The sequence below is a fragment of the Aeromonas sp. Y318-3 genome (assembly GCF_027706185.1).
GTDB classification, from domain to species: Bacteria; Pseudomonadota; Gammaproteobacteria; order Enterobacterales; family Aeromonadaceae; genus Aeromonas; species Aeromonas veronii.
Genome location: NZ_JAPDCN010000004.1, coordinates 220,856 through 236,486, shown reverse-complemented (window position 1 = coordinate 236,486; position 15,631 = coordinate 220,856). Strand labels below are relative to the sequence as shown.

General features: G+C 58.7%; 13 protein-coding genes. 3 read left to right on the top strand and 10 right to left on the bottom strand.

Annotation, left to right across the window (positions count from 1 at the left end; translation table 11 throughout):
* Nucleotide 1 precedes the first annotated feature (1 nt).
* The 5 genes from fabD to yceD form a co-directional block, all read right to left on the bottom strand.
* A complete protein-coding gene (gene fabD / locus OKB77_RS07725; RefSeq protein ID WP_150390525.1) occupies nt 2-937 on the bottom strand; it encodes an ACP S-malonyltransferase in 936 nt (311 codons plus the stop codon).
* A 71-nt stretch (nt 938-1,008) separates the two neighbouring features.
* Entirely contained in the window at nt 1,009-1,968 is a 960-nt protein-coding gene (locus tag OKB77_RS07720; RefSeq protein WP_064337923.1) for a beta-ketoacyl-ACP synthase III, read from the bottom strand.
* Nucleotides 1,969-1,975: 7 nt separating this feature from the next.
* Nucleotides 1,976-2,995 carry a phosphate acyltransferase PlsX gene (plsX, locus tag OKB77_RS07715; RefSeq protein WP_005351844.1) on the bottom strand — a complete coding sequence of 340 codons (1,020 nt, stop codon included), beginning with the start codon at nt 2,993-2,995 and terminating at the stop codon, nt 1,976-1,978.
* A 9-nt stretch (nt 2,996-3,004) separates the two neighbouring features.
* Complete coding sequence (gene rpmF / locus OKB77_RS07710; protein WP_005300935.1) at nt 3,005-3,172, bottom strand: 50S ribosomal protein L32; 168 nt, start codon at nt 3,170-3,172, stop codon at nt 3,005-3,007.
* A gap of 19 nt (nt 3,173-3,191) precedes the next feature.
* Nucleotides 3,192-3,713: a 23S rRNA accumulation protein YceD gene (yceD, locus tag OKB77_RS07705; protein WP_013723766.1), complete on the bottom strand. Its 522-nt coding sequence runs from the start codon at nt 3,711-3,713 to the stop codon at nt 3,192-3,194.
* 119 nt (nt 3,714-3,832) lie between these two features.
* Here yceD and OKB77_RS07700 point away from each other — a divergent pair, with 119 nt between their 5' ends.
* Nucleotides 3,833-4,414, top strand: a complete 582-nt coding sequence (locus OKB77_RS07700; protein WP_103252017.1) for a Maf family protein — start codon at nt 3,833-3,835, stop codon at nt 4,412-4,414.
* 101 nt (nt 4,415-4,515) lie between these two features.
* Here the strand turns inward: OKB77_RS07700 and OKB77_RS07695 are convergent, their stop codons facing one another.
* A complete protein-coding gene (locus OKB77_RS07695; RefSeq protein ID WP_270817333.1) occupies nt 4,516-5,178 on the bottom strand; it encodes an HAD-IA family hydrolase in 663 nt (220 codons plus the stop codon).
* Nucleotides 5,178-6,122, bottom strand: a complete 945-nt coding sequence (rluC, locus tag OKB77_RS07690) for a 23S rRNA pseudouridine(955/2504/2580) synthase RluC (protein WP_270817332.1) — start codon at nt 6,120-6,122, stop codon at nt 5,178-5,180. Before rluC ends, OKB77_RS07695 begins: the two co-directional genes overlap by 1 nt.
* A 413-nt stretch (nt 6,123-6,535) precedes the next feature.
* Between rluC and rne the strand changes: the two genes are divergently transcribed.
* On the top strand, nt 6,536-9,604 hold the full coding sequence (rne, locus tag OKB77_RS07685) for a ribonuclease E (protein WP_270817331.1): 3,069 nt from the start codon (nt 6,536-6,538) through the stop codon (nt 9,602-9,604).
* 737 nt (nt 9,605-10,341) lie between these two features.
* Here the strand turns inward: rne and fruA are convergent.
* The 3 genes from fruA to fruB are packed head-to-tail and all read right to left on the bottom strand — an operon-like array spanning nt 10,342 to nt 14,152.
* Complete coding sequence (gene fruA, locus OKB77_RS07680) at nt 10,342-12,066, bottom strand: PTS fructose transporter subunit IIBC (protein WP_270817330.1); 1,725 nt, start codon at nt 12,064-12,066, stop codon at nt 10,342-10,344.
* A complete protein-coding gene (gene pfkB, locus OKB77_RS07675; RefSeq protein WP_270817329.1) occupies nt 12,063-13,052 on the bottom strand; it encodes a 1-phosphofructokinase in 990 nt (329 codons plus the stop codon). Before pfkB ends, fruA begins: the two co-directional genes overlap by 4 nt.
* Nucleotides 13,052-14,152: a fused PTS fructose transporter subunit IIA/HPr protein gene (gene fruB, locus OKB77_RS07670; RefSeq protein WP_270817328.1), complete on the bottom strand. Its 1,101-nt coding sequence runs from the start codon at nt 14,150-14,152 to the stop codon at nt 13,052-13,054. The genes pfkB and fruB overlap by 1 nt, the downstream gene beginning before the upstream one ends.
* A gap of 296 nt (nt 14,153-14,448) precedes the next feature.
* Between fruB and cra the strand changes: the two genes are divergently transcribed.
* Nucleotides 14,449-15,435 (top strand): catabolite repressor/activator, encoded by a 987-nt coding sequence (gene cra / locus OKB77_RS07665; RefSeq protein ID WP_021230150.1) that lies wholly within the window; start codon nt 14,449-14,451, stop codon nt 15,433-15,435.
* The last annotated feature ends 196 nt before the right edge of the window (nt 15,436-15,631 follow it).

Here is a 15,631-nt window from a genome sequence, read left to right as displayed (position 1 = left end):
TTTACTTGATCTGGGCCAGCGCCTGCTCGAAAGAGGCGGCATCGTTGGCGTGAATACCTTCCACGCGCTTGTCGATGCGCTTGGCGAGCCCGGTCAGCACTTTGCCCGGTCCCATCTCGATCTCGAGGGTAACACCCTCATTGGCCATCCGCTCGACAGTCTCGGTCCAACGAACCGGGCTGAACAGCTGACGTACCAGCGCTTGCTTGATGGCGGCCGGATCCTGTTCACAGGATACGTCGACATTATTGATGACCGCGATGGTTGGAACCTTGATCTCGATCCCGTCCAGCGCAGCTGCCAGTTTTTCTGCGGCAGGTTTCATCAGCGCGCAATGAGACGGCACGGAGACTGGCAGCGGCAACGCACGCTTGGCGCCAGACTCTTTCATCAGCACATTGGCGCGCTCAACGGCCTCTTTGTGACCGGCGATAACCACCTGGCCCGGGGAGTTGAAGTTGACCGGAGAGACCACCTGCCCTTGTGCCGCTTTTTCGCAGTTGGCGGCGATGGATTCGTTATCCAGACCGATGATAGCAGCCATGGCGCCGGTGCCTTCGGGTACCGCTTCCTGCATGGCCAGACCACGCAGCTCGACCAGTTTGACCGCATCGGCAAAATCAAGTGCGCCACTGCAAACCAGCGCGGAGTACTCACCCAGGCTGTGACCCGCCATGACGGCGGGGGTTGCCCCACCCAGCTGTTGCCACAGGCGCCACAGGGCGACAGAGGCCGTCAGCAGCGCAGGCTGGGTGTGCCAGGTTTTGTTCAGATCTTCAACCGGACCATTCATCACCAGGGCAAACAGGTCATAACCCAGCACCTGACTCGCCTCGGCGAAGGTCTCCTTGATCACGGCATGTTGTTCGGCCAGCTCGGCCAGCATGCCAACGGACTGGGAACCTTGTCCCGGGAAGGCAATGGCAAATTGGGTCATCATTGATTCCTTTTAGATAAGACAAAAATGAAATCGGTGACGGGATGATGGGCGCACCATCCCGCCGAAGATCAGAGGCGAACCAGCGCCGAGCCCCAGGCAAAACCGCCACCAAAGGCTTCCAGCAGTACCAGCTGACCCGGTTTGATCCGGCCATCCCGCACCCCTTCGTCGAAGGCGACCGGAACAGAAGCGGCAGAGGTATTGCCGTGCTTGTCGAGGGTCAGCACCACTTTATCGAGGCTCATACCGAGCTTCTTGGCGGTGGCACTGATGATGCGGAAGTTGGCTTGATGCGGCACCAGCCAGTCCAGCTCGCTCGGCTCGATACCTGCAGCGGCCAACGTTTCGGTGACGATCTCACTCAGACGGGTGACCGCGACCTTGAAGACATCGTTGCCTTTCATGTACATGTAGGCTTCGAGCTCGGCACCCGGCATGCCGCGACGAGGGTGCGGCAGCTTGAGCAGCTCGCCATAACGGCCATCGGCATGAAGATGGGTAGAGAGGATACCCGGCGTCTCGCTGGCACCGACAATCACAGCCCCTGCCCCGTCACCAAACAGGATGATGGTGCCGCGATCTTGTGGATCGCACATGCGGGAGAGTACATCGGCCCCGACGACCAGCACATGGCGGGCGGCGCCCGATTTGACGAACTGATCGGCAATAGAGAGTGCGTAGGTGAAACCGGCACAGGCAGCAGCCACGTCAAAGGCAGGAATGCTCGGTACGCCGAGCAGCCCCTGCAGCTCGCAGGCAGCAGCCGGGAAGGCATTTTCAGCACTGGTAGTGGCCAGCACTATCATATCGAGATCGGCAGCGGTCAGACCGGCTGCTTCCAGGGCCCGCAGGGCGGCCTGGTAAGAGAGGGTGGCAACGGTTTCGTCAGCCCCGGCAATACGGCGCTCACGGATACCGGTGCGTTCCACGATCCACTCATCACTGGTCTCAACCATCTGCTCAAGATCGGCGTTGGTACGCACTGAACTCGGCAGGTAGCTGCCAGTACCCAGAATTTTGCTATGCATAGAGTTCTTATAGATCCCTGTCAGAGAAGACAGCTTCAAGGCGATCTGCTATTTGCAGTGGAAGTTGATGTTTGGCCTCTTGTGCGGCCAGCAGGATCGCATTACACAGGGCGCGCCGTTCGGCCCGCCCATGACTTTTTACCACAATGCCGCGCAATCCTAACAGACTTGCCCCGTTATACTGGTCGGGGTTCAGGTAAGAAAAACGCCGTTTGAACATAAATCCGGCGATCCGACCAAGAAAAGTGCGTTTCTTGCGGGGATATCCGGCCAGCTGGGCCATCATCCGCACCACCCCTTCTGCCGTCTTGAGGGCGACATTGCCGACAAAACCGTCACAGACAATCACATCGCTGTCACCGCTGAAGATGCGATCCCCTTCGACGAACCCGACATAATTGAGCGCGTGGCACTGACGCAACAATTCGGCGCTGTGGCGCACCAGATCGTTGCCCTTGATCTCCTCCTCGCCGATGTTGAGCAAGGCAACACGGGGGGATGCAATGCCTTCTACCTTTTCGGCCACGACGGAGCCCATCACGGCAAACTGCAGCAAGGTATCCGCATCGCAACTGACGTTGGCGCCTAGATCCAGCATCACGGTGCGTTTGCCGCTCAATGTCGGCAGCGCCTTGATAAGTGCCGGCCGATCGACCCCGGGCAGGGATTTGAGCACGCACTTGGCCATCGCCATCAACGCACCGGTATTGCCGGCACTGACGCAGGCATCGGCCTCACCGGCTTTCACCAGATTGAGTACCACCCGCATGGAGGAGTCTTTCAGAGTACGCAGCGCCACGATCGGTTTATCGCCCATGCCAACCACTTGGGATGCATGTACGAAACGGACTCGGGGATGATTCAGCAAACCATGTTGCTGCAGCAGAGAGGAGGTCTGGTGCTGGTCGCCGACCAGGATCAGTTTTAGCTGGGGTAAAAGAGACAGTGCCTGCACGGCGGCAGGCACTGTTTCCGAGGGGCCAATATCTCCCCCCATGATGTCTAGCGCGACAGTTTGCGTAGACAAAGGCAATCCTTAAGCGATTACCTTTTTACCGCGGTAGAAACCATCGGCAGTCACGTGGTGACGACGATGAATTTCGCCACTGGTCTGATCAACAGTCAGGGCAGCGGTGGTCAGCGCATCGTGGGAACGACGCATGCCACGCTTGGCACGGGTTTTACGGTTCTGTTGTACGGCCATTGTAGGCTAACTCCTAAATTCACTTACGTTTAAGCTCTTCAAGAACTGCAAAGGGATTCGGCCGCTCATCAGCAGGTTCGATTTCACCCCAGGTCATCTCCATGTTTCCTCTCGGGCATGCATCCAGAGAATGCATTGCGACTTGAGGCAACGAGAGGATGAGTTCATCCTCCAGGATTTGATGAAGATCTATCTCGCCGTTTTCGTCCAACTCAATGGGCTCATAAGCTTCCGGCAGTTCTTCCTCGTTTGTTCTTTCGAACAGCGGAGTGTAGATAAATTCAGCTTCACAGAGGTGTTCGAATGTCTCTCCGCAACGTTGGCAAACCAGATCAACCTTGGCATGGGCAGTGCCTTTCATAACGGTCAACTTCTGGACATCTTTGCCAAAGTGCAGTGATACATCGATATCACTCTGCAAGCCAGCGGTTGATTCCTCCAGCCTGGGCATCTGCGACTTTTCCACTATCCCGATGTAATCGAGCAGCTTCAAGGCACTACGGACTGGATCAACCTTAACGGGCAACTTCACCTTTTGCATAGGGCGCGAATAATATAGGTCCAACAACTGATAGTCAAAGGAAAAAGTCCTTACCGCCGATGATTTTAACGTCACAAGTCCCTAGAATGCCGGTACCTGCTTTCATCGGTAACTCGATTATGCCACAGAATCTGATCCTCGCCTCAACTTCTCGCTATCGCAAAGCCCTGCTGGAGAAGCTCGGTCTCCCTTTTGAATGTGCCGCCCCCGATGTGGATGAGCGACCACTGGCTGGCGAATCCGCCGAGACGCTGGTGGCCAGACTGGCTCGTGCCAAGGCTGATGCCATCGCCGGGCAACGTGATCACGGTTTGATCATCGGATCTGATCAGGTGTGTGTCTGCGATAATCACATCCTCGGCAAACCGGGCACCATCGACAATGCCATCGCCCAGCTGATGGCGGCTCAAGGTCGCAGCGTCACCTTCTACACCGGCCTGTGCGTGGTGAATGCCGCAACCGGTGAGGCTCATCAACTGGTGGAGTCTTTCACCGTCCATTTTCGCAACCTCGATGAAGCCGCCATTCGCCGCTATGTAGAGGCAGAATTGCCCCTCGATTGTGCGGGCAGCTTCAAATGTGAAGGAATGGGGATCGTGCTGTTCAAGGGGCTGGAGGGGCGCGACCCTAACGCATTGATCGGTCTGCCACTGATCGGCCTGATCGAGCTGCTGGAGCGCCACGGTATTGCCCTGCCCTGATTGCGGACGAATAGATAAGCTAGATCGAGCATATAAAAAGCCCGGTCAATAGACCGGGCTTCTGTTATCAATCAGATTGATGTCTCTTAAAAGAAAGGCGTCTACAACAGCGCGTGAAGAGCCGTCATGGAGTCCACCACCGCTACAGGTCCGTGACGACTGAGAGCATCACTACTATCCACACCCCAGGTAACGCCAATGCGCGGCATGGCAATTGCCTCGGCCATCGCCATATCGTGAACAGAGTCGCCGATCATTACCGCCTGCCGGGGTAAAAGCTCCAACTCGTCCAGGATCTGCTCAAGCATCAGCGGATCAGGCTTGGAGCGAGCCTCATCGGCCCCTCGGCTGGTCACAAACAACGGGCGCAGCCCGGTCTCATCCAATACCCGATCCAGCCCACGGCGCGATTTGCCGGTAGCGACGGCCAGTTGCAGCCCTCGTGACTGCCAGTCATGCAGCAGCTCCCCCACCCCGGCAAACAGCGGGCTGGGGGTGGTGTCGTGCAGATAGTGATGACGATAGCGATCGATGAGCATGGCAATCTGGCGCTCATCAATGGCGGTGCCACTGTCGCTACGTAAAGGGAACAGGCGGGACATGGCAACATCAAGGCTCAATCCGATGATCTGCCGGATCTGGGCTGGTGCAGGTACCGCCAGCTCACAATCTCTAGCGGCCCCTTGCACACAGGCCACAATCCGGCCCACCGAATCCATCAGGGTACCGTCCCAATCGAAAATGGCGAGCCGGATATCCTGCATCAGCGTGGCAAGCCGTTGAGGAAGTTGTCGAGTTCAGATGCAAGCGGCGCTTCGACCTGCATCTCGCGACCATCGGCCGGATGGGTGAAGCTGAGCTTCCAGGCATGCAAAAAGAGCCGTTTCAGCCCTTGGCTGCGCATTTTCTCGTCAAACGCCGCTTCACCGTACTTATCGTCACAGGCGATCGGGTGACCGGCATGCAGGGTGTGCACGCGGATCTGGTGAGTTCGGCCTGTGATGGGGCTGCACTCAACCAGAGTCGCTTCGGCAAATTGACGCACGATGCGGAACCGGGTTTCGGAGGGCTTGCCATCGGCACTGACCCGTACCACCCGTTCACCGGATTGCAGATCGTTCTTGCGTAGCGGCGCATTGACCACCTTGACGTGAGCCTGCCACTTGCCACGCACCAGCGCCAGATACTGCTTGCGCATGGTCTTGACGCGCAACTGCTCATGCAGGCTGCGCAGGGCGCTGCGTTTTTTGGCAACCAGCAATACCCCAGAGGTGTCGCGATCCAGTCGATGAACCAATTCGAGGAAGCGGGCTTTCGGACGCAGGGCGCGCAGCCCTTCAATCACGCCAAAGCTCAGACCGCTGCCACCGTGTACTGCCATGCCGGAGGGCTTGTTCAGCACGATCATGGCATCGTCTTCGAACAGGATCTGGCTCTCCAGACGCTGGATAACCCCGAGGTTGGCTGAAGGCAGCTCATTCTTCTCGGCAACGCGCACGGGGGGTACCCGCACCTCGTCACCTGCGCAGAGTTTGTACTCCGGTTTGATGCGCTTTTTGTTTACTCGCACTTCGCCTTTACGAAGGATGCGATAGATCAGGCTCTTGGGGACGCCCTTTAGCTGAGTCTTGAGAAAATTGTCGATGCGCTGCCCGTCATGCTCAGCTTCGATGGTGAGCAGCTGCACTTGTTGTTGTATCTGTGTCATGGCGCGGATTTTAACACTGCCAGCGCCCCTTGGCTGCATGGTTTGTTGAAAAATGGCGCCTTGCTATAAAAGAGGTTTAAATGGGATAATAAACAAGGTTTTGTCATTGTGTTCAAGCCTTGTACTAAGTGGCCAAAAAGTATGCCACCCAATCCCGAAACACCGTGTATACAAGAACATGACGGTTCCCGGGTGCGAGGTACAACGCATGGAGAACACAAACATCACCGTTTATTTGTCTCCATTTCGGCATCCTTATTCATTCCTTCTCGAGAAGTGATGACCAGAACGCCCTTAGTTTGCGCCTCATGCATACCCCAACCGGGAGGTTGCCCCAGTATGCTGAAGACCCGAGGCCGGCGCTGGCAGGACCCAGATGGAGGAAATCAAAATGACACAATAATGAGAACTCAATGAAAAGAATGCTTATCAACGCAACTCAAGAAGAGGAGTTGCGCGTAGCGCTGGTTGACGGACAACAGCTCTACGATTTGGATATTGAAAGTCCGGGACACGAGCAGAAGAAAGCGAACATTTACAAGGGTAAGATCACCCGCGTAGAACCCAGCCTTGAAGCTGCTTTTGTTGACTACGGCGCCGAGCGCCACGGTTTCCTGCCGTTGAAGGAGATCGCCCGCAATTACTTCCCCTCCGGTTACTCCTATCAGGGTCGTCCTAACATCAAAGAAGTGGTCCGCGAAGGTCAGGAAGTTATCGTCCAGATCGACAAGGAAGAGCGTGGCACCAAGGGTGCAGCCCTCACCACCTTTATCAGCCTGGCAGGTAGCTACCTGGTACTGATGCCCAACAACCCCCGTGCCGGTGGTATCTCCCGCCGCATCGAGGGTGATGAGCGGACTGAACTGAAAGAAGCCCTGAGTGGTTTGACCGTGCCGGAAGGCATGGGCCTGATCGTGCGCACCGCCGGTGTGGGCAAGTCGCCAGAAGAGCTGGAATGGGATCTGAATGTTCTGCTCAACCACTGGGACTCCATCCACAAAGCCTCTCAGGAGCGCGCCGCGCCGGTACTGATCCACCAGGAAAGCAACGTCATCGTGCGTGCCATCCGTGACTATCTGCGTCGCGATGTGGGCGAGATCCTGATCGACAATCCGGTGATTTTCGAACGCGCCAAGGCCCATATCGAGCTGGTACGTCCCGATTTCCTCAACCGCGTGAAGCTGTACAAGGGTGAAGTTGCCCTGTTCAACCACTTCCAGATTGAGAGCCAGATCGAATCAGCCTTCCAGCGTGAAGTGCGCCTCCCCTCCGGCGGCAGTATCGTTATCGATCCGACCGAAGCACTGACCTCCATCGATATCAACTCCTCCCGCGCCACCAAGGGCGGCGATATCGAAGAGACGGCGCTGCAAACCAACCTGGAAGCCGCCGACGAAATTGCCCGTCAATTGCGTCTGCGCGACCTGGGTGGCCTGATCGTAATCGACTTCATCGACATGACGCCGGTTCGCCATCAGCGCGAAGTGGAAAACCGTCTGCGTGAAGCGGTTCATCAGGATCGTGCCCGCATCCAGCTGGGCCGGATCTCCCGTTTCGGTCTGCTGGAGATGTCTCGCCAGCGTCTGCGCCCCTCCCTCAATGAATCCAGCAGCCATATCTGCCCCCGTTGCCAGGGTCAGGGCGTGATCCGTGACAACGAATCTCTCGCCCTGTCCATCCTGCGTCTCATCGAAGAAGAGGCCATGAAGGACAACACCGAGCAGGTTCACGGTCAGGTGCCGGTGGATGTTGCCGCCTATCTGCTCAACGAGAAGCGTGCCGCCATCGCCAGTCTGGAGCAGCGCAATGATGTGCGTGTTTACATCATTCCGAACCAGCATCTGGAAACCCCGCACTACGAAGTGACTCGCATTCGTCAGAACGAGATCCCGGAAGCGGCCAGCTACGAGCTGAAAACCGAGATAGCCAAGCCGGTCTACCAACCGAAGCAAGCTCAGGTGATCGAGCGTGAGCAACCGCTGCTGCAAGGCTTTGCCCAACCGGCACAACCGGCCCCTGTTGCACCGCAACAGCCGGCGGCTCCCGTTGCTGCGGCCCCTGCCGAAGTCGGCTTCTTCAGCAAGCTGATCAAAGGCATTACCGGCCTGTTCAGCAGCGATGCAGCCCCTGCCGACGTGAAAGCAACCGCCGAGAAACCTGCTGCTCGTGAAGCACGCAAGGATGAAGGTCAGCGTCACCAGCGCGAAGAAGGTCGTGGCCGTGGTCAGCGTCCTCGTCGTGACGACAATCGTGGCAACCGCAATAATGCGGAAGCTGGAGAGAAGCGTGAAGGTGGCAACCGCGAAGCTGGTGAAAACCGCAATCGCCGTCCCCGCAAAGAGCGCGAGCCTCGTCAGGAGCGTGAAGCTCGTGGCGAAGTGCGCAGCGAACAGCGCATGGAACGTGAACCGCGCCAGGAACGTGCGCCACGTCCGGCCCGTGAACCTCGTGCTCCCCGTGAGCCGCGCGCCGAAGTCGTTGTTGATGCAGTAGATACCGTCGATGCAGCTGCTGCCCAGCCACGTCAGGAGAAAGAGCAGAAAGTGGCCGAGCGCCGCGAACGTCGTCAACTGCGCAAGCAGATCCGCGTCGATGTCGCCGCTGCTGACACCCCTGCCCTGCCGGTTGACGAAGTACCAACGCAACAAGCTGAAGTGATCGATGCTACCGTGGGTAACGAGCAGGAAGAGCAGAGTGAAGGCCAGCGCCGTTCACGCCGCACTCCTCGCAGCCAGCGTATCGAAGGTCAGCGCCGCAAGCGTATTAATGAAGAAGCACGTAGCCAGCGTGACGAAGAACAGCAAGAGACCACCACTCTGACCACCGCAGCCCAGGCAGATATTGCCAAAGCGCAGGTTGAAGAGCCGGTAGTGCCCGTTGTTACCATCCCGAGCGCTGAAGCCGTCGCAGCTGCCCTGCAAGCCTCTGCCGCACTGACCGAGCATGTGGTTGTCGAAACCGTTGCAGAAGAAGCTGCCGAACAGGCTGCTGCCCAGGTTGAAGCAACTCAAGCCGATGTGAGCGCTAGCCCGGTTGTTGACGCTGTCGCTGAGGTCGTGGTGCCAGCAGAGCCGGAAGTTGCCGTTGTCGCCGCTCCGGCTATCGACGTGGCGGCAGCTGAAGTCGTTGAAACTGCTCCGGTGGTTGAAGAAGCCCCTGCTGTCAGCACTCCTGTCGTGGAAGCTGTACCGGCTGCAGTCGAAATGCCAGTTGCGGTTGTCGAAGCCCCGGCTCCTGTCGCTGCAGTTGTGGTGGAAGAGACTCCGGTCGTCACCAAACAGGTAGCTCACGGTGCCGGCCTGCTGGCTCGTGCCCGCAAAGCATCAGCCCCGATGGCAACCCCTGCCGAAGCCCCTGCCCTGCCTGCTCGTGAGCCGGTTAACTACCCGCCGCTGGTACGTAACGAGGTGAGCACATCAGGTCGTCATGGTGGTAGCACTGCCGCCGTCAACGTGGCCACCTGCCCGGCCGGTCGCCCCTAAGCAACCCGGGTTGACCTCCTAAACAAAAGCCACACCAACCGGTGTGGCTTTTTTATTTCCCGTGCACTCACAGACACATTAATCCCCATGCTCTGCAAAGCAGCTTTGTCTGTTATCTCTCTATCATTGAACACTGCGTTAACTCATGTTTACTTTTTCACGTAACAGAGAAACCAGTTTTTCAGCGCCTATGTTCAGCATGAGGCCAACTGATTTTGTTTGTTTAAAATCTTGTTTGTTGGCATATAAATGGTTGTATAGACAACGGTCTGCAATGGGCTGGTGTGGGGTTCAAGATTCATTTGATATGGAATCCTCTGGTTCAATGCATACTTGCCAACCAGGGCATTCGGTTGTACCGAAACCTTAATCCTCCTTTCGCAGAAATGGGGAGGTTCGACATAAAGCAAACCTGCCTCAGGTCTTGTTCAACTGATGATCAATTCAGGTTGCATCTACACAGATGTGCATATAGGTAACTGTCGCTGATACAGATTTGCTTCCCGAACGCTCGCCAGTTCCCCCCCTATCCTGGCGGCAGCACAATCTATACACGGGATATTGGTCACGGCCCTTCCCCACACAATTAAGTGTTGAAACTGAGTCAGACGCTGGCCCTGATACGCGAGACTTCTGTAACCGCTGCTCAACGATTCTGTTTAAAAGGCATATAAAAATGCCGCCCGGCTTTGCAACCGGGCGGCATTGAACTGCTTGCTTTGAAAGCGGAATGACTATCAGGCTGTTGCCAGCTTGGCCTGCTCTTCACCGCGTTTGAGCATGGCGTAGGAGACACCGGTCAACAGCGAGCCTGCCGCAATCGCCACGATGTACATCATGACATTGCTGATGGCGTGCGGGATAAAGAGCACGAACAGACCGCCGTGGGGAGCCATCAGCTCACAGCCGAACAGCATGGAGAGCGCACCGGTCAGGGCGCCGCCAACCATACAGGCCGGGATAACGCGCATCGGATCCTTGGCGGCAAACGGAATGGCCCCCTCGGAGATAAAGCACAGACCCAGTACGAAGGATGCTTTGCCCGCTTCCTGCTCCGCCTTGATGAACTTGGTACGGGCCAGGAAGGTGGCAATTCCCATCCCCAGTGCCGGCACCATACCGGCGGCCATCACAGCAGCCATGGGGGCATAGGTTTTGGAGGCCAGCAGGCCGACACCGAAGGCATAAGCCGCCTTGTTGACCGGGCCGCCCATGTCAAAGCACATCATGGCGCCGATGATGACCCCCAGCAGCACGGCGTTGGCAGAGCCCATGTTGTTGAGGAACTCGGTCATGGCATTCATGATGCCGGCCACCGGGCCACCCACTACGTAGATCATCACCAGGCCGGTAAAGAGGCTGGCAAAGAGCGGAATGATCAGGATCGGCTTGAGCGCTTCCAGGGTAGTCGGCAGGCGCACCTTGTCGCTCAGGTACTTGGCGCTGTAACCGGCCAGGAAACCGGCCACGATGCCGCCGAGGAAACCGGCGCCCAGCGAGCTTGCCAGCATACCGCCGATCATGCCGGGAGCGAGACCCGGGCGGTCAGCGATGGAGTAGGCAATGTAACCGGCCAGCACCGGGATCATCAGGGCGAAAGCGGAGCCACCACCGATCTTCATCAGGGCAGCAGCCAGGGTGCCTTCCACCTTGAACGCTTCGATACCGAACACAAACGAGAGCGCGATGATAAGGCCACCCGCCACCACCATCGGCAGCATGAAGGAGACACCGGTCAGCAGGTGCTTGTAGGGGCCGGCTTTTTCCTCTTTCTTGGGCTGGCTGGCACCGCTGTGGCGATAGGTTTTCGCCTCGGTCCACGCCTTGTCGAGCTCGGCACGGGTTTTCTTCAGCGCAGCGCCGGTGCTGGTGCGATAGACCGGCTTACCGTCAAAACGCGCCATGTCCACTTCGATATCGGTGGCGAGGAACACCAGATCGGCAGCGGCAATCTCCTCGACGGTCAGGGTATTCTGGGCACCGACCGAGCCTTGGGTCTCGACGCGGATCTGATAACCCAGCTGTTTGGCCATGGTTTCCAGCGCTTCTGCCGACATAAAGGTGTGGGCAACGCCAGTCGGGCACGCTGTCACTGCCACGATGCGCTTGCCAGTGGCGGCCGGTTTGGCGGCAGCAGGCGCGGCTTGATGACGATAGACGCTGGCACCGCTGGTGGCAGCTTCCAGCAAGGCAGCCGGATCCTGCAGGGCGAGATCCATACTGCCCTGATAGACTCGCTTGCCATCATAGGCGGCGAGATCCACCGGGGCACTGGCGACAACCAGCACCAGATCGGCGGCGGCAATCTGCTCTTTTGAGGGGAGCTGGCGCGGTTGCACACTGGAGCCAACGTCGAGGGTGAGTTCCCAGCCAGCCAGTTTGGCCTGCTGTTCTATCCGTTTTGCAGCGAGAAAGCTGGTGGCAATGCCCGCCGGGCAAGCCGTAACCAAGATTGCTTTCATTGGGCATCTCCTGAGTTTTCCATTGAGAGGGTATTGCACTGAACCGGTGCCAGCGCATCCAGACGCTCTACGCGCACCTGTTCAAGTAAATGGTTGAGCACATTGATATCGTTAAAGCCGACCGCTACCTGACTGACCGCCAAGGCCGAGACGGCGGTGGCCAGCCGCAGGGTCTGCTCCGGCGCCCAGCCAAGGCTCAGACCATGGGCGAGACCGGCCACCAGGGAATCGCCAGCACCGACCGTGCTGACCACCTGCATCCGCGGCGGAATGGCTTGCCAAACGGCATCTGTGGCAAACCAGATGAGGCCATCGGCGCCGTTGGAGATCACCACGTTGGGGATCCCGCTTGCCTGCAACGCGCGGGCACACTCGGCCTGCTCGCTCAGAGTCTTGATGGGGCGGCCCGCCCACTGGCTCAGCTCCTCCAGATTGGGTTTGACCAGGGTCGGCGCCGCCTTGATCCCTTCGCTTAAGGCCGCGCCGCTGCAATCGAAGATCACCTGCTTGCCCTTGGCCTTGAGCAAGCGGATCAGATGGGCGCAGTAATCGGGGGCCACCCCTTTGGGCAGGCTGCCCGCCAGCACGAACCACTCGGCGTGAGGTGCCAATTGATCGATGGCCTGCTCCAGCGCGCTCACCTCCCCTTGCTGGATGGTGAGCCCCGGCAGGTTGAGATCGGTGACCCGACCAGACTGCTCGGAGATCTTGACGTTGATGCGGGTGCTGCCCACGACACGGACAAAGTGATCATCAAGCGCGCGCTCTGCAAACAGGGAGACAAAGCTCTGCTCATTGTCAGCGCCCAGCCAGCCGGTGACGCCTACGTCGCGGCCCAGATCCTTGAGCACCATGGCGACGTTGATCCCCTTGCCTGCGGCACGCAGGTTGGCCTCGCTCACCAGATTGACCTCGCCCAGGCTCATTGCCTCGAGGCGAGTAGTGAGATCAAGGGCCGGATTGAGGGTGATGGTAACAATCTTCATCAATGCGCCCCCTCGCCGAGACCGGCGGCGATGGCCTCACCGATCCCCTTGAGGGCGGCTTCGGCATCTGCTCCTTCAGCGCGAAACGCCAGACGATGCCCGCACTTGACCCCAAGGCCGATCACCTTCATCAGGCTCTTAGCGGAGACTGCCTCGCCGCTGCCATCCAGATTGGCCACCCAGATGTCGGATTCAAACTCTTTGGCCACCTTGACCAGCATGGCGCCGGGACGAGCGTGCAAGCCGTGGGGGTTGATGATGGTGAAGGTTTCGGAAAGACCGCTCGCGGGGCCCGCTTGCAGCATTGCCAGCCCCTCGCCGCCCGCCAGCGTTGCCAGCTGACCGGCAGCCGCCAGTTTGGCCAGATTCTCCAGCTGCGGCAGATGGCTGCTATCTGCGGCGCACAGCAGTAGCATGGCGCTGACCGGCAGCTTCCCTGCCGCGAGGGCGCTACTCGGGGTGGCCAGCACCCAACCGGTCTGGGCCGCTTGTGCTCGAGCGAGCCAGACGCCCTCACCCAGATAGGCGGGATCGCTTGCCAGCAGGGCGCTCACCATGGCGGCATCGCCCCAGCCCGCCGATTTGGCGCGGGCGGCTGCTCCCAGCAGCAGTTGGTCGCGATCATCGGCCGGGAAGTCAGCCAGGGTCAGGTATTGCACCTCTTTGGCGGCAGTGGCGCCAGTCAGGATGTTGATGATGGTGTCGGCATCGGTGGCCTCTTTGAGCTGAGCTGCCGCCTGCTCGTCACCCAGCACATGGGTGAGCTGGCGCAAAATGCCCAGATGCTCGTCGGACTTGGCGGCGATGCCGATGGCGACGTAGGCGATCTGCCCCTCGTCCCACTCGATGCCATGAGGGTACTGGGCCACCATGACGCCTGTGTTCTTCACCAGATGACGGGTGTCGGTGGTGCCGTGGGGAATGGCGATGCCGCTGCCAAGGTAGGTGGCATGCTGCGCTTCACGGGCCAGCATCCCATCCACATAGCCCGCTTCCACCAGACCGGCTTCGGTCAGTTTGCCTGCCAGCAGGGCAATGGCGTCCGACTTGGTCGCCACCGACTGCCCCAGCAAGATCTGCTCTCGCGCCAACTTCAACATAGAGACTCTCCATCAGGTTCCGGCCACGCCGGTACGTCACAATTGAACATTCGGATAACTCGCCAGCTGACAATAGACCCGAACACGGTTGACTGTGATCGGAGCCTGATTTTCAGGCCACTGGGTCTCTTCGTTGCTGACAGGCTGAATCGTTTCACTTACACTCAGACTGAATCGTTTCAGCGAATTGATCAAGTACCCACAAAGAGTGCTTTTCAATGATATGATCCCGCGCACACTTTTCGGTGCCCTCACCCGGCAGTGACCGTGGGCCTTGCAACTCAAACAGAGCCAATATGATGAAACTGGATGAAATCGCCGCCCTCGCCGGTGTCTCGCGCACCACGGCAAGCTATGTGATCAATGGCAAGGCCGACCAATACCGCATCAGTCAGGCCACCCGCGACAAGGTGATGGCCGTTGTCACCGCCCATAATTACCAGCCGGACAGCCGCGCCGCCTCCCTGCGCGGCGGCCAGACCAAGACTCTGGGCTTTATCCTGCCCGACCTTGAGAACGCCAGTTACGCCAAGCTGGCCAAACGGCTGGAACAGGGGGCCCGGGCGCAGGGCTATCAGCTGCTCATCGTCTGCTCGGAAGATGAGCCCGCCACAGAAAAAGAGCTGGCCCAGATGCTGGTGAGCCGCCATGTGGACGCCCTGCTGGTGGCCAGTTGCCTGCCGCCAGACGACCCCTTCTACGGCAAATTGCAGGCGCAAGGCAGCCAAATTCTCGCCATCGACCGGGCGATGGCAGCCGACAAGTTCGTCACCGTCGCCAGTGAAAACGAGAAAGCGAGCTTTGATCTCACCAGCTCCCTGCTCACCCCGACTCTGCGCCATATCGCCTTGATCACCGCGCTGCCGGCACTCACGATCAGTCAGGAGCGCAAAGCGGGTTTCGAGCAGGCGGTTGCCAGTCACAGCGCGGCTCGCCACCTGTGCGAGGGGGATCACTTCTCTCGCCTTGAGGGGTATCGCCTGATCAAAGATCTGCACCAGCAGCTGGGTCAGCTGCCCGAAGCGCTAATCACTACCTCCTATATCCTGATGGAGGGGGTACTCGACTACCTGTTGGAGCAAGAGATCGATATGAGCCAGCTCGCCATGGCCACCTTCGGGGACGATCGGCTGCTTGACTTCCTCCCCTTTGGCATCAACTCCCTGCCCCAGCAGCACGATGCCCTAGCGAGCCAGGCGCTGGAGCTGGCGCTCAAGGCGGTGAACGGCGACTACCAGAGCGGGCTGCACTATGTGAGCCGCACCCTCAAGCGCCGTCGCTAACCTGACCGCAGCAGACCCGATTTGCTGTCAATGGGTGGGTAAAACACACAGATGACAATAAGGCTGCCAGGATTGGCAGCCTTATTGTTTTTCCCCACAACCCTACCCGCCCGTTTTGCTTTCTCTACCGTCTGGCCGACTAAACAACCGGCCTCCACACCCTGTTCGCCGCACAACTCAACGCCCCCTCCTCGCT

Coding starts and splice junctions, on each gene's coding strand:
- fabD (WP_150390525.1), bottom strand. CDS start 937: ATGACCCAATTTGCCATTGCCTTCCCGGGACAAGGTTCCCAGTCCGTT.
- OKB77_RS07720 (WP_064337923.1), bottom strand. CDS start 1,968: ATGCATAGCAAAATTCTGGGTACTGGCAGCTACCTGCCGAGTTCAGTG.
- rpmF (WP_005300935.1), bottom strand. CDS start 3,172: ATGGCCGTACAACAGAACCGTAAAACCCGTGCCAAGCGTGGCATGCGT.
- yceD (WP_013723766.1), bottom strand. CDS start 3,713: ATGCAAAAGGTGAAGTTGCCCGTTAAGGTTGATCCAGTCCGTAGTGCC.
- OKB77_RS07700 (WP_103252017.1), top strand. CDS start 3,833: ATGCCACAGAATCTGATCCTCGCCTCAACTTCTCGCTATCGCAAAGCC.
- OKB77_RS07695 (WP_270817333.1), bottom strand. CDS start 5,178: ATGCAGGATATCCGGCTCGCCATTTTCGATTGGGACGGTACCCTGATG.
- rluC (WP_270817332.1), bottom strand. CDS start 6,122: ATGACACAGATACAACAACAAGTGCAGCTGCTCACCATCGAAGCTGAG.
- rne (WP_270817331.1), top strand. CDS start 6,536: ATGAAAAGAATGCTTATCAACGCAACTCAAGAAGAGGAGTTGCGCGTA.
- fruA (WP_270817330.1), bottom strand. CDS start 12,066: ATGAAAGCAATCTTGGTTACGGCTTGCCCGGCGGGCATTGCCACCAGC.
- pfkB (WP_270817329.1), bottom strand. CDS start 13,052: ATGAAGATTGTTACCATCACCCTCAATCCGGCCCTTGATCTCACTACT.
- fruB (WP_270817328.1), bottom strand. CDS start 14,152: ATGTTGAAGTTGGCGCGAGAGCAGATCTTGCTGGGGCAGTCGGTGGCG.
- cra (WP_021230150.1), top strand. CDS start 14,449: ATGATGAAACTGGATGAAATCGCCGCCCTCGCCGGTGTCTCGCGCACC.